Here is a 12,875-nt window from a genome sequence, read left to right on the forward strand (position 1 = left end):
CCTCCTCCGGGTCCGGGACGTCTCCCGCTCGTGGGCCCGGTGCGCGGATTGCGCTCATGGCCCGGTGCGCGGTGCCGGCTCGGCGATCAGCTCCTCGACGAGGGTCCTGATCTCGTCGCGGATGGGGCGGACGGCTGCCACGCCCCGTCCGGCGGGGTCGTCGAGCTTCCAGTCGAGGTAGCGCCCGCCGGGGAAGACGGGACAGGTGTCGCCGCAGCCCATGGTGATGCACACATCGGACGCGCGGACGGCGTCGGCCGTGAGGATCTTCGGGATCTCGGCGGAGATGTCGATGCCGACCTCGGCCATCACCTCGACGGCGGCGGGATCGACGGCCGCGCCGGGGTCGGATCCCGCGGAACGGACCTCGACGCGGTCCCCGGCCGGATGGGTCAGCCAGGCGGCGGCCATCTGGGAGCGACCGGCATTGTGGACACGGACGAACAGGACGGACGGCTTTCCGGCGGTCTCGGGCATGAGGGACCCTCTTGTCTCGCGGCGGCACCAGTCCGCCGCTGATATCAGCCTCCGCTGGTATCAGCGGGTGGTGATGTGAAAGCATCAGTCCATGCTGACTTCAGTCGATCCTGATCTGATCCGGGCGCTGGGCGATCCGCTCCGCTTGAGGATCGTGACCCTGCTGGCCCGCGAGACGCTCTGCACGACGCATCTGATCGAGGAGACCGGAGCGAAGCAGACCAACCTCTCCAACCATCTGAAGGTGCTGCGCGAGGCCGGGCTGGTGGAGACCGAGCCGTGCGGCCGCTTCACCTACTACAGGCTCAGGCCCGAGGTCCTGGCCGGTCTTTCCGGGCAGTTCGCCGAGCTGGCCGCGTCCGCGCGCGGGGCCGCCGGGAACAAGCGGGCCTGCCCGTGACCGCCACCGGGCCCGCCGCCACCCCGGCGGGCGGCGACGACTCGATCGTCGGGAAGCTCTCCACCCTCGACCGCCACCTCGCGGTGTGGATCCTGCTCGCCATGGCCGCCGGCCTGGGCCTGGGGCGGCTGATCCCGGGGATGAACGACGCGCTGGCGAGGATCGAGGTCGGCGGGATCTCCGTGCCGATCGCGCTCGGCCTGCTCGTCATGATGTACCCGGTCCTCGCCAAGGTCCGCTACGACCGGCTCGACACCGTCACGGGCGACCGCACGCTGCTGGTGACCTCGCTGGCCGTCAACTGGATCGTCGGCCCGGCCGTCATGTTCGCCCTGGCGTGGATCTTCCTGCCGGACCTGCCCGAGTACCGCACCGGCCTGATCGTCGTCGGCCTCGCCCGGTGCATCGCCATGGTCATCATCTGGAACGACCTGGCCTGCGGAGATCGCGAGGCGGCCGCCGTACTCGTCGCGCTGAACTCCGTCTTCCAGGTCGTCGCGTTCGGTCTGCTCGGCTGGTTCTGTCTCGACCTGCTGCCCCGGTGGCTCGGCCTGGGCGACGGCCAGGGGCTGGACGTACCCGTGTGGCACATCGCCCTCAACGTCCTCGTGTTCCTCGGCATCCCGTTGCTGGCCGGCTTCCTCACCCGTCGCATCGGCGAACGGAAGATGGGCCGCGAGGGCTACGAGGCGGCGTTCCTCCCGAAGGCCGGCCCCTGGGCCCTGTACGGGCTGCTGTTCACGATCGTCGTCCTCTTCGCCCTCCAGGGACGGACGATCACCTCGCAGCCGCTGGACGTCGTACGGATCGCCGCTCCGCTGCTCGTCTATTTCGCGGTCATGTTCTGCGGCTCCTTCCTGCTCGGCAAGGCTCTCGGCCTGGCCTACGACCGCACGGCCACACTGGCGTTCACCGCGGCGGGCAACAACTTCGAACTCGCCATCGCCGTCGCCGTCGCGACCTTCGGCGTCACCTCCGGCCAGGCGCTCTCCGGCGTCGTCGGCCCGCTCATCGAAGTCCCGGTCCTGATCGGTCTCGTGTACGTGTCGCTGGCCTGGCGCAAGAGCTTCACGAGAACGACCACGGCCACGACGGCGACCCCGGCACCACCAGCCCCGTAACCGAAAAACATTGGCGTTCGGACGCGTGCTCCACCTAGCTTGTGGGCCCGTGACCGATGCCCCGAAGAGCACATCGCCCGCCCCGCCCGCGACACAGCACGGACGACGGACCACGGCCGGCCTGCCGCGCCTGGGGTCCGGAGCCGCGGAGGGGCTGTTCTCCCGGCCGCACCTGGCGGCCACCTCCTGCTTCGCAGCGGTGATGTTCCTGACCGGCCTGGCCGCGCTGGCCGTGGTGCCCACCCTGCCGACCGCCGCGCAGGATCTGGACGGGGTGTCGCTCTTCCCGCTGGTGGCGGGGTGTTTCGTGGCCGCGAGCCTGCTGGGCGGGGTGCTGGGCGGCCACTGGGCGGACCGCGCCGGGGCGCACCGCCCGCTGGCGGCCGGCATGGTGCTGGCGGTGGTCACCCTGCTGGTCTCGGCCGCCTCCACCTCGATCTGGCAACTGGCCGCGGGCCGCTTCGTGGACGGAGTGGCGGGCGGGATGACCGCGGTGGCGGTCAACGCGGCCATCGGCCAGGCGTACCCCGACCGTCTGCGGCCGCGCGCCCTGGCGCTGATGAGCGCCTGCTGGATCGTCCCGTCCCTGGTCGGTCCGCCGATGGCCGGACTGGTCGCCGAGTGGTGGTCCTGGCGGGTGGTGTTCTACGGCCTGGCCGCCCTGACGGCGCTCCCGGCCCTGGCGGTCGTCGCGGTGCTGCGCGGCCGGTCCTGGCGGGCCGCGCCCGCGCCCATGGAGGAGAGCACGCCGCGCCCCGCCCTGATGGTCGCGGTGGCGGTGAGCGCGGGAGCGGCGCTGGGCCAGTACGGCGCGTCGGGCTGGGACACCCGCCATCTGCTCTTCGCGGCGGGCGGACTCGCCCTGCTGGTGCTGTTCGCCTCGCGGCTGTTGCCGACGGGCACCTGGCGCGCCGCGCACGGGCTGCCCGCCACGGTGCTGCTGCGCGGGCTGAGTTCGGGCGTGTTCTTCACACTGGAGGCCCTGGTGCCGCTGATGCTCGTCACCGGGCGGGACGTGGCCCCCGTCGTGACGGGTCTGGCCTTCACGGGCGCGGCCCTGGCCTGGGCGGCCTCCTCCTGGGTGCAGGGCAGGCTGCCGGAACGGACCCCGCGCCACCACCTCGTGGTGGTCGGCGCCTCGGTGCAGGCGGGGGCGGTGGCGATCGCCGTCGCCGGGTCGCTGCCCGGCATGCCGCCCCTCGTCGCCGCGTCGTCGATGGTCGTCGCCGCCATCGGCATGGGACTGCTCGCCCCGTCCCTCACCGTGCTGTCGCTCGCCCACGCACCCAACGGCCGGCAGGGCTACGCCAGCAGCGCGATGCAGACCAATCAGAATCTGGGCCAGATCCTGATCCTGGGCGTCGCCTCCGCCGTCTTCAACGCCTTCCTGAGCGCGGGCTCGAACGACCATGTCGGCTACGCCGCCGCCTTCGGGCTGTTGCTCGTGCCCGGCATCCTGGCCGCGCTGCTCGCCACCCGCGCCCGCGGCGACTGAGGCGGGCACGGCCCGGGTTCCGGGGCCCTGGGCGGTGATTCCCGCGCGCAGACCTGGCACAGGGGAACGGCTGTCGATCGCCGCTGCGACGCTGCGCCCCGGCCGGCAGTACAAACGCGGAAAACGAGCCTGAATCAGGCGGAAAGCGGGCCTGTGGGCGGAAGGTGAGGAACCGTAGGGTCGGCCGCATGCGCGTACTTTTCGCCTCGACCCGCGGCTCGGGCCACTTCCAGCCGCTCGTCCCCCTCATCGACGCCTGCACCGCACGGGGCGACGACGTCCTCGTCGTCGCCCCGCCGGGGCTCGAACCCCTGCTCGCGTCCCGGAAACAGCCGTACCGCATCGGCGGGGAACCGCCCCGGGAGGATCTCGCACAGGTCATGGAGCAGGTGCTGGCCCTGCCCCCGGACGACGGCGTCGTCCTGATGGTCGGAGAGGTGTTCGGCCGGCGCTGCACCGCCGCGATGCTTCCCGCACTGGACGAGGCCTGCCGCGACTGGCGCCCCGATCTCGTCCTGCACGAGTCGTTCGAGTTCGCCTCGGTGGTGGCCGCCGAACGGCACGGCGTCCCGCATGCCCGGGTCGCGGTCTCGGCCGCGCGGTTCACCGCCGCCACCGACCCGCTCCTGCCGCCCGTGCTCGACGCGTACGGCCCCGGCATCGCGCAGCGGCTCCTCGACGCCCCGTACCTGACCCGGCTGCCGGCCTCCATGGACCCCTCGCCGTACGCCGTGACCCACCGCTACCACGAGCCCCTGCGTCCGGGCGCGCTGCCGGACTGGTGGGGCGGAGCGGAGGAACCCCTGGTCAACGTCACCCTCGGCACCGAGGCGGGCGCCCTGCCCACCGCGGCCGCTCTCTACCGGGCGGTGGTGGACGCGGTGAGCGACCTGCCGGTGCGGGTACTGCTCACGACCGGGCACCGCATCGACCCCGCGGACCTCGGGCCGCTGCCGCGCCACGTCCATGTGGAGCCGTGGGTACCGCAGGCGGACATCCTGCGCGCCGCCTCCCTCGTGGTCTGCCACGGCGGTTCCGGGACGGTCTACGGCGCCCTCGCGGCAGGCGTCCCGCTGGTCTGCGTCCCGCTCTTCGCCGACCAGCCGGAGAACGCCGACCTGGTGACCGGGGCGGGGGCGGGCATGGCCGTCACCCCGACCGGCGGCCCGGTGGACGAGCCCGCGCTCCTGGGCCCCGACGACGTACGGAGCATCCGCGCCGCCACCGAGCGGGTCCTCGCCGAGCCGTCGTACCGCGCGCGGGCCGCGCGGCTGGCCGACGAGATGGGTGCCGCCCTCCCGGCCGGGGAACTGCTCGGCACCCTGTGGCCCTGACCCCTGATCCCCGTCCCCCGACCACGGCGGGGCCGCCCGCCCGCACGCCCGTACGGTGGGTGTCGCCGCATCGGCGCACTGCCACGGTGTGCGGGCGGGCATGGGAAGGGAATGGCCCGAGTATCCACACCCGTGATCGAGCTCGTCCGGCGCACGACGGAGCCCGTCGGCGCGCAGACCGTGCGCTCCACGGCGGCCGCCGTCATCGCCTACGTCGTGGCGGTGTGGACCCTGCCCCATCCCGCACCGCTCACGGCGCCGCTCACCGCCCTCCTCGTCGTACAGGTCACCCTCTACGCGACCCTCACCACGGGCATCCGCCGGGTGAACTCGGTGGTGGTCGGGGTGCTCATCGCCACCGCGCTGAGCGCGCTGGTGGGCCTGAACTGGTGGAGCCTCGGACTGACGATCTTCGCCTCGCTGATCATCGGGCGGCTGGTGCGCGTCGGGGAGTTCGTACCCGAGGTCGCGATCAGCGCGATGCTGGTGCTGGGCGTCTCCCAGGTCGCCTCGACGGCCTGGGACCGGGTGCTGGAAACCCTGATCGGAGCCGGGGTGGGGCTGCTGTTCAACCTGCTCCTGGCACCTCCCGTGTGGGTGCTGCCCGCGGGCGCCTCCATCGACGGACTGGCCCGCGAGATGGGCCGGACGCTCCGCGCGATGGGACAGGACGTCAGTGGTCACGTCTCCGTCGAGCGGGCGGCCGAGCGGCTCCACGCGGCCCGCCGCCTCGACCACGACATCGTGGAGGTCGACGCCTCGCTGCGGCAGGCGGAGGACAGCCTCACGCTCAATCCGCGCGTCCGGCAGGGGCTGCTGTACCGGGTCGTGCTGCGCACCGGACTGGACACCCTGGAGATCTGCGCCGTGGTGCTGCGGGTGCTGTCGCGCACCCTGACCGACCTGGCCAAGGCCCGTACCGACGAAACGCTCTTCCCCGCCGACGTCGCCGAGTCCCTGACGGAGCTGTTCGGTCAGCTGGCCGGTGCCGTCGAGAGCTTCTCGGAGCTGATCACCACCCCGCTCGCGCAGAACGCCGAGGACGCGGAGGCCCGGCTGGCGGACGCCCTCGCCGTCAGCCGCGCGACCAGGGACCGGGTGGCCGACCTCCTTCTCGAAGACGTCCAGGAACATCCCCGGCAGTGGCAGCTGCACGGCGCGCTGCTCGCCGAGGTCGACCGGATCCTGGACGAGCTCGACATCGACAAGCGCACGGAACGCCTGGGCAAGGAGCTCGACCGGCGCTCCGCGCAGCTCCACGAGCGCCACCCCTGGCTCCGAGCCGTGTCACGCAGGCTGGGCGCCGGGCAGCCCTGAGGAAGCGGTCGGCGCGGCCTCGCCCGGGGCCGCCGGGCGTTCGATGGCGACCAGCGCGGCGTCGTCCCCCAGACAGCCGCCCGCATGGCGCAACAGATCGGCGCACAGGGAGTCCAGCAGGGCGTCGGGCCCGGCGCCGCACCGCGAAGCGGCCCGTTCCCGCAGCGGGTAGAAGTTCCCCGACCGGTCCCGGGACTCGATGACGCCGTCGGTGTACAGGAGCAGGGTGTCACCGGCTTCGAAGCCGAACGTCTCCGCCGTGTGCTCCGTGACCACCAGCCGGGCCAGCCCGAGCGGCGGGGCCGGCGCCCGCACGCCGAGCGGGATCACCTCACCCGCGCGCAGCAGGAGCGGCGGCGGATGACCACAGCTGACCAGGCGGATCTCGGCGGCGTCGTCGGGGATGTCGAGCACGGCGGCGGTCACGAACGACTCCGTGAGGTCCGGGTCCCGCTCCCCGCCCTCGCCCCCGGGCGCCGGGTCGTCCGGATCCGGGGCGATGCTCGCCTCCAGGTGGGCCACCAGTTCGGGCAGCGGCCACCGCTGCCGGGACAGGGCGTGGAAGGCCCCCAGAACACTGGCCGCCTCACCGATCGCGGAGAGCCCCTTGCCGCGTACGTCGCCGATGATCAGGCGGGTCCCACCCATGGTGCGGGCGGCGGCGTACAGATCGCCGCCGATCTGCGCCTCCGCCTCCGCCGCCAGATAGACCGAGGCGATGCGCAGGGGGCCGCTCCGCGCGGGCAGCGGCCGCAGCACCACGCGCTGCGCCGCCTCGGCCACCGAGCGCAGCTGGGTCACGGCCCGCTCGTTGCGGACCCGCAGATGGGCGAAGAAGGTGACGAAGACGGAGATCAGGACGAGCGCGATGATCTGGTAGGTGTGGTTGAGGTCGTTGAGACTGGTGCGGGAGACGGCCACCAGGCACTGCGCCAGCACGGCGACCGCGCCGACGAAGGCGGTCATGCGCGGCCCGCTGAACGTGGCGGCCACCGCGGGCGCCGCCACCAGGAACGGACCGAGATGGACGTCCGGCGGTACGGAGACGTCCACCGCCGTGACGACGGCGATCAGCGCGAACGGCACCACGTAGAGCACGTTCCTGCGCCTCCGTGACTCGCGGATCGACTGCAGGAACGGCCGGGACGTCATGCTTCCGGCATACCTCAACCGGACCGCCCCCGCCCCTCGTACCCCGCCCGCGCACCGCGACCGGGACCCGCCGGGCGGCCCCGCCCGTGCCGCCGCTCCCGTCCACCGGGTGCCACGGCACGGGCGGCGCGCGCTACGGAACCAGCGGGGCGTCCGACAGCCGGGGCGACGGCGGAGCGGCGCCGTCCAGCGTCGCGGAGTGCAGCGCGGCGTGCTCCTCCCGCGAGACGGCCGACCGGCCGCCGCGCACCGTCAGCCGGTGCCCCCGCGGGGTCGTCCACCGCAGCTCGGCGAGGTCGCCGCGCGTCCCCACCTCCGGCGCGGGAGCCGTGCCCCGCGGCGCCCCCGAAGGCACCAGGGACAGGGTCCCCGCCGCGAAGGTGTCGCCGAGCTCCGCCCAGTCCAGCTCAACGGGGGCCGCGCTCTCGAAGAGCACCACCTCGATCCGGACCCCGTCGGCGCGCGGGACCAGCCGGGCCGTCGGCGTGCGGCCGCCGAAGGAGCCCCCGGCCAGATGGAAGTCCAGCCGGGCCGTCCCCAGGTCGAGCTCCACCCGGCCGCCGGTCACGGAGGTCTCCGCCACGGGCGGCGCACCGATCAGGTCCACCACCAGACGCAGCGACCGGGCCCGGAAACGGTCGCCCGGTGTGATCATGTCGAGGTGGTGGTGCCGGTCGCCCGCCGGACAGGCGAACCCCGCCAGCCAGGCGACATCCGGGCCGCTCTGCACGGTGGAGAGCACACCGGAGGCGAAGTCGAAGTCCTCCGCCCCGTCGTCCTTCACCAGATGGACGTGGAGGTGCCCGGCGGAGCCGTCCGGACGCACCCAGTGGCCGAAGAGCGGCCGCCGCTGGAGCCAGGTGTCCTGGTGGTTCACGCTGCCCAGCGTGGTGACCGGATCCAGCCAGGTGGTGCCCGTCTCCGGCGCGAGCCCCCCGGTGAACAGCTCCCGGTGCTCGTGCTCGCCCGCGAGTTCCCGCAGTCCCGGCAGGACCCAGTCGGGCATCCGGTAGTCCACGCAGGCGTCCAGCCCGGTCGACATCTCGCCCCGGACCGGGCTGGGCACCGGTGCGCCGAGCGCCCCGCGTGCCGCCTTGGCCAGGAAAGGCGGCACGCCCAGGTCGTTGCTGTAGCAGCGGGCCATCGGGCCGGAGAGCTGGCGGGTCGGCGGGTGCCAGCGGGCCAGGAAGTGCTGCCAGAGGCGGTCGTGCAGCCGGTCGTCGAGCTCCAGCACCTCCGGGTCGTCGACGTGCTCCCTGATCAGGGTCAGGGTCTGGAGCACGACGCCCCAGTAGGACGGGCTGTTGAACTCGGTGAAGCTGCCGGTGCCGTCGATGGCCCGCGCGAGCCGCACCATGCGGTCCTTGCCGTACGCGAACAACTCCTCGTCGTCGAGGAGCCTTCCGGCGGCGAGCGTCACGAACGTGCCCATGACGGCGACGTTCGTGTACGTCATGGGCACGTTCCTGCGGACGATCGCCGCGGCCGCGTGCCGCACCGACTCCCTGAGCTCGTGCCGCACCCCGGCCGGCAGACGGTCGCCGTGGCGGGCGTGCACCAGCAGCAGGGCGATGCCGAGGAAGTCCGCCCAGTTCCAGTCGGCCGGGTCCATCTCGGCGGCCGGTTCCTCGGCGTAGTAGCCCCAGATGCCGTAGGTGGGGTTCTCCGGCGAGCGGTCCTGGAGCCCGGCGATCCGCAGGATCACGGCGTGCGCGCGCTCGGCGTCGCCCGCGCCGTCCCGTTCCAGCAGAAGGAGGGCGTAGTGCAGGGAGTTGCGGGTGGGGTGGGCGAGACCGCCCTTGATGTGGGTGTGGATGGGGTTGTACGGGGCTTCGACCCGCAGCAGGTTCGCCTCGGCGTCCCAGCAGCGGTCGCCCTCGTCGAGAGCGGCTCGCAGCAGGGCGCGGTCGTACGAGGCGGCCGACCAGGCAGGGTCCACGGGATGTCCTCCAGCTCGTGATCGTCGGGCCGACGATCTCCGGCAATGCTTGGGAAACGTTTTCCAGAGGCTAGGCCGACGTCAACGCTGCGGCAAGGGGCATGTGGTGAACTCCCGGTCAGAAGCCCGGCGCCAACCCATTGACGCGGAGATATCGGGCGGTGCAAGGTGACCCCGGCTGGAAAACGCTTTCCGGCCAGTTTCCGGTCCGCCCCTGAATGGAGTCCCCGATGAGACCCTCCCTGCGTACCGCTCTGGCGGGTGTCACCGCGGGTGCGCTCGTCTGCGTGCTTGCCTCGTGTTCCGGTTCCGGCGGCGACACGGCCGCCGACGGCACGGTGACGATCACCGTCTCCGGGCGCCCGCCCGCGACCAACGCGGCAGCGCTCAAGACGTTCGAGGCGCGGGTGGCGGAGTTCGAGAAGGCGAACCCCAAGATCAAGATCAAGACGAACGAGTACCAGTACGACCAGCAGAGCTTCCAGACCAAGGTGGGCGGCGGCAGCCTGGAGACGATCGTCAGGGTGCCGCTCACCGAGATGTCCGGCCTGATCAAGCGCCGGCAGATCGCCGACCTCACCCAGGACTTCAAGGCGCTGAAGCACCACGAGGACTTCAACGACGTCGTGCTCGGGGCCGCGAAGGGCACGGACGGCAAGCTCTACGGCATCCCCACCGAGGAGTACGCCCTCGGTCTGGTCTACAACCGCGACCTGTTCGAGAAGGCCGGGCTCGACCCGGACAAGCCGCCGACCACCTGGTCCGAGGTCCGCACGGCGGCCAAGGCGATCTCCGAGAAGACGGACGCCACCGGATACGCCCAGATGACCAAGGAGAACGCGGGCGGCTGGATGCTCACGGCGATGGCGTACTCCTTCGGCGACAGCATGCAGGAGGAGTCCGGCGGCAAGTGGGCCAACAGCTTCGACCGGGCCGGCAGCGGCGCGGAGAAGTCGCTCAAGGCGCTGAAGGACATGCGCTGGACGGACGACTCGATGGGCAAGAACCAGCTGCGCAACATCACCGACATGGAGAAGGACTTCTCCGCCGGGAAGATCGGCATGACGATCGCCGGACCGAGCATGGTCGGCCACTACATCCAGCAGTACAAGGGCGACTCCGAGACCATCGGCCTCGGCGCGATGCCCGTCGACGGCGGGAACAAGCAGACCCTGGCCGGCGGCACCATCGCGGTGATCAGCCCCAGGGCCACCGCCCGGCAGCGCGAGGCCGCCGCGAAGTTCATCGACTTCTACTACCTCGCCGTCAAGTACGACGTCGCACTCGCCGAGAAGGACGCGGTGGCCAGGAAGAAGGACGGCTCCGTCGTCGGCGTGCCGTCCGTGCCGTTCTACAAGCCGGTCATCGCCGGCCCGGTCGACGCCGCCGTCGGCAAGCAGGCCAACGTGCCGGTCGAGCACTTCGCCCCGTACACCGGATCGCTCGGCGACTACGAGCTGCGCATCGAGCCGCCCGTCGAGGCGCAGAACGTCTACAAGGCCCTCGACAGCGCCGTGCAGGCCGTACTGACCCGCCGGGACGCCGACCCGGCCGAGCAGCTGAAGAAGGCCGCGGCACAGGTCAAGTCCCAGGTGGAGCGGGCGCAGAACTAGGGCGTGTCCGGCACATCAGGCAGTGAGCACAGCACGAGGAGAGGCGAGGAGACGTCAATGAGCGGGTCACGAGCGCCTGCGGCGCCCGCCGGGGAGCGCACCCGGAAGGACCGGACGAGGAAACAGCGTCGCGCCCGCCCGTCCGCGGCCCGGCCGCGGACCCCCGACGGGCCGCAGCGCGCCGCCTCCCCGCAGCGCGGCGGCCCGGCGGAACGCTTCGTCCGCTGGGTCAGGCAAGGAGGTGTCACCACCATCCTGTTCGGCCTGCCGATGGTGCTGTGCTTCGCCTACTTCTCGTGGTGGCCGATCGTCCAGAGCGTGCGGCTCAGCTTCCAGCAGACCAATCTGGTCGACCCCGCCACCTGGGTGGGCCTGGACAACTTCCGCCACGTGCTCGACGACCCGCTGCTGTGGAAGGCCGTCCAGAACACCGGCCTGTTCGCCGTGCTCGCCCTGGTGATCGGCTTCCCGGTGCCGCTCTTCCTCGCGGTGCTCATCTCCGAACTGCGGCGCGGCGGCACGCTGTTCCGCATCCTCGCCTACCTTCCGGTGGCCATCCCGCCGGTCGTCTCCGTCCTGCTGTGGAAGGTGTTCTACGACCCGGACGCCGGCCTGTTCAACCAGCTGCTGGCCCATGTGGGCCTCGGCCCGTACCCCTGGTTGCAGTCGACCGACACCGCGATGCTGTCGATCGTCCTGGAAGCCACCTGGGCCGGATTCGGCTCCACGGTGATCATCTATCTGGCGGCGCTCGGCTCCGTACCGACCGAGCTGTACGAGGCAGCCGAGATCGACGCCGCGGGCATCTGGCGCCGGGTCTGGCACATCACCCTGCCGTCCCTGCGCGGGGTCATCCTGATCATGCTGCTGCTCCAGATCATCGGCACCCTTCAGATCTTCACCGAACCCTTCGTGATGACGGACGGCGGCCCGGAGGACTCCACGCTCACCGTCCTGATGCTGATCTACAACTACGCCTTCCAGAACGGCGACTTCGGAGCCGCGACCGCGCTCAGCGTCATGCTGGCCCTCGTGCTCGGCGTGCTCTCGGCGATCTACCTGCGGGCGACGAGGAGCTGGAGCAACTGATGGCCGTACAGATTCCCCTCCGCACCCGCCGCGGGAAGCGTCCCGAGGAGAGCGGACGCGGGCTCATCTCCGACGCCGACCGGCGGCGGACCTCCGTGCGGTTCTCGCTCCGCTCCGTGCAGACCCTCTCGCTCCTGCTGCTGCTCGCCTTCGGGGCGGCGCCCCTCTACTGGACGTTCAAGGGCGCCGTCTCCCCGACCCAGGAGCTGCTGCGCGATCCGCTGGCGCTCTGGCCCGGCCACACCCAGTGGGACAACCTCTCCCGCGCCTGGAGCGAGCTCCAGGTCGGCCAGTACCTCTGGAACACCGTGGTCCTGGTCACCGGCTCGGTCGTCGCCCACCTCGTCGTCGCCACCACCGGCGGCTACGTCCTGTCCGTGCTGCGCCCCAAGTGGGCCACGCCCGTGCGGTGGATGGTGCTCGCCACCCTCTTCATCCCCGGCTCCATCTCGCTGGTGGCGCTCTACCTCACCGTGCTCGACCTGCCCGGCCTCGGCATCTCGCTCGCCAACAGCCCGTGGGGCGTCTGGCTGCCGCACGCAGCCAGCGCGTTCACCGTACTGATCGTGATGAAGTTCTTCGACGGCATCCCGCGCGAACTCTTCGAGGCTGCCAAGGTCGACGGCGCCGGGCCGTTCATCATCTTCCGCCGGATCGTGCTGCCCATGTCGCGGCCGATCCTCGCGGTGGTGACCCTGCTGACGGTCATGAACTCCTGGAAGGACTTCCTCTGGCCGCTGATCGTCATCCCGGACACCGAGAAGCAGCCCATCTCCGCCGCACTGCCGCGCCTCGCGGAAACGGCGGAACAGTCGCTGCTCATCGCCGGGATGCTGCTCGCCATCCTGCCCCCGGTCGCGCTGTTCCTGATCTTCCAGCGGCAGATCGTACGCGGCGGGGGAGGCTTCACCGGCCTCAAGGGGTGAGAACCACCCGGG

11 protein-coding genes are annotated in these 12,875 nt (G+C 71.9%); 8 read left to right on the forward strand and 3 right to left on the reverse strand.

Translation table 11 applies throughout. From position 1 onward, the window contains the following. Nucleotides 1-54 precede the first annotated feature (54 nt). On the reverse strand, nt 55-477 hold the full coding sequence (locus ACFVFH_RS13680; protein WP_383767020.1) for an arsenate reductase ArsC: 423 nt from the start codon (nt 475-477) through the stop codon (nt 55-57). A gap of 91 nt (nt 478-568) precedes the next feature. On the opposite strand from ACFVFH_RS13680, the gene ACFVFH_RS13685 reads away from it, so the two are divergent. The 5 genes from ACFVFH_RS13685 to ACFVFH_RS13705 all read left to right on the forward strand — a co-directional run bounded on the left by ACFVFH_RS13685 (nt 569) and on the right by ACFVFH_RS13705 (nt 6,144). Continuing rightward, nucleotides 569-877, forward strand: coding sequence for an ArsR/SmtB family transcription factor (locus tag ACFVFH_RS13685; RefSeq protein ID WP_383767022.1), 309 nt, complete (start codon nt 569-571; stop codon nt 875-877). Continuing rightward, entirely contained in the window at nt 874-1,998 is a 1,125-nt protein-coding gene (arsB, locus tag ACFVFH_RS13690; RefSeq protein ID WP_383767025.1) for an ACR3 family arsenite efflux transporter, read from the forward strand. The genes ACFVFH_RS13685 and arsB overlap by 4 nt, the downstream gene beginning before the upstream one ends. Before the next feature lie 121 nt (nt 1,999-2,119). Then, on the forward strand, nt 2,120-3,493 hold the full coding sequence (locus tag ACFVFH_RS13695; RefSeq protein WP_383768017.1) for an MFS transporter: 1,374 nt from the start codon (nt 2,120-2,122) through the stop codon (nt 3,491-3,493). 188 nt (nt 3,494-3,681) lie between these two features. Beyond that, nucleotides 3,682-4,827 (forward strand): glycosyltransferase, encoded by a 1,146-nt coding sequence (locus ACFVFH_RS13700; RefSeq protein WP_383767028.1) that lies wholly within the window; start codon nt 3,682-3,684, stop codon nt 4,825-4,827. Nucleotides 4,828-4,938: 111 nt separating this feature from the next. Next, entirely contained in the window at nt 4,939-6,144 is a 1,206-nt protein-coding gene (locus ACFVFH_RS13705; RefSeq protein WP_383767030.1) for an aromatic acid exporter family protein, read from the forward strand. Here the strand turns inward: ACFVFH_RS13705 and ACFVFH_RS13710 are convergent. Beyond that, nucleotides 6,115-7,296: a PP2C family protein-serine/threonine phosphatase gene (locus tag ACFVFH_RS13710; protein ID WP_383767033.1), complete on the reverse strand. Its 1,182-nt coding sequence runs from the start codon at nt 7,294-7,296 to the stop codon at nt 6,115-6,117. The two genes, ACFVFH_RS13705 and ACFVFH_RS13710, sit on opposite strands and share 30 nt — an antisense overlap. 133 nt (nt 7,297-7,429) lie before the next feature. Then, nucleotides 7,430-9,235, reverse strand: a complete 1,806-nt coding sequence (locus ACFVFH_RS13715; RefSeq protein ID WP_383767035.1) for a hypothetical protein — start codon at nt 9,233-9,235, stop codon at nt 7,430-7,432. 230 nt (nt 9,236-9,465) lie between these two features. On the opposite strand from ACFVFH_RS13715, the gene ACFVFH_RS13720 reads away from it, so the two are divergent. From ACFVFH_RS13720 to ACFVFH_RS13730, 3 genes are read left to right on the forward strand one after another with little or no spacing between them, the layout of a single operon-like run. Further along, nucleotides 9,466-10,848, forward strand: a complete 1,383-nt coding sequence (locus ACFVFH_RS13720; RefSeq protein WP_383767037.1) for an extracellular solute-binding protein — start codon at nt 9,466-9,468, stop codon at nt 10,846-10,848. Between the two features lie 57 nt (nt 10,849-10,905). Further along, nucleotides 10,906-11,937: a carbohydrate ABC transporter permease gene (locus ACFVFH_RS13725; RefSeq protein ID WP_383767040.1), complete on the forward strand. Its 1,032-nt coding sequence runs from the start codon at nt 10,906-10,908 to the stop codon at nt 11,935-11,937. After that, nucleotides 11,937-12,863, forward strand: coding sequence for a carbohydrate ABC transporter permease (locus tag ACFVFH_RS13730; protein WP_383767043.1), 927 nt, complete (start codon nt 11,937-11,939; stop codon nt 12,861-12,863). Before ACFVFH_RS13725 ends, ACFVFH_RS13730 begins: the two co-directional genes overlap by 1 nt. Nucleotides 12,864-12,875 lie beyond the last annotated feature (12 nt).

The organism is Streptomyces sp. NPDC057697, from assembly GCF_042799335.1.
Classification (GTDB): Bacteria; Actinomycetota; Actinomycetes; order Streptomycetales; family Streptomycetaceae; genus Streptomyces.

Coding starts and splice junctions, on each gene's coding strand:
- ACFVFH_RS13700 (WP_383767028.1), top strand. CDS start 3,682: ATGCGCGTACTTTTCGCCTCGACCCGCGGCTCGGGCCACTTCCAGCCG.
- ACFVFH_RS13685 (WP_383767022.1), top strand. CDS start 569: ATGCTGACTTCAGTCGATCCTGATCTGATCCGGGCGCTGGGCGATCCG.
- ACFVFH_RS13705 (WP_383767030.1), top strand. CDS start 4,939: ATGGCCCGAGTATCCACACCCGTGATCGAGCTCGTCCGGCGCACGACG.
- ACFVFH_RS13710 (WP_383767033.1), bottom strand. CDS start 7,296: ATGACGTCCCGGCCGTTCCTGCAGTCGATCCGCGAGTCACGGAGGCGC.
- ACFVFH_RS13730 (WP_383767043.1), top strand. CDS start 11,937: ATGGCCGTACAGATTCCCCTCCGCACCCGCCGCGGGAAGCGTCCCGAG.
- ACFVFH_RS13725 (WP_383767040.1), top strand. CDS start 10,906: ATGAGCGGGTCACGAGCGCCTGCGGCGCCCGCCGGGGAGCGCACCCGG.
- ACFVFH_RS13720 (WP_383767037.1), top strand. CDS start 9,466: ATGAGACCCTCCCTGCGTACCGCTCTGGCGGGTGTCACCGCGGGTGCG.
- ACFVFH_RS13680 (WP_383767020.1), bottom strand. CDS start 477: ATGCCCGAGACCGCCGGAAAGCCGTCCGTCCTGTTCGTCCGTGTCCAC.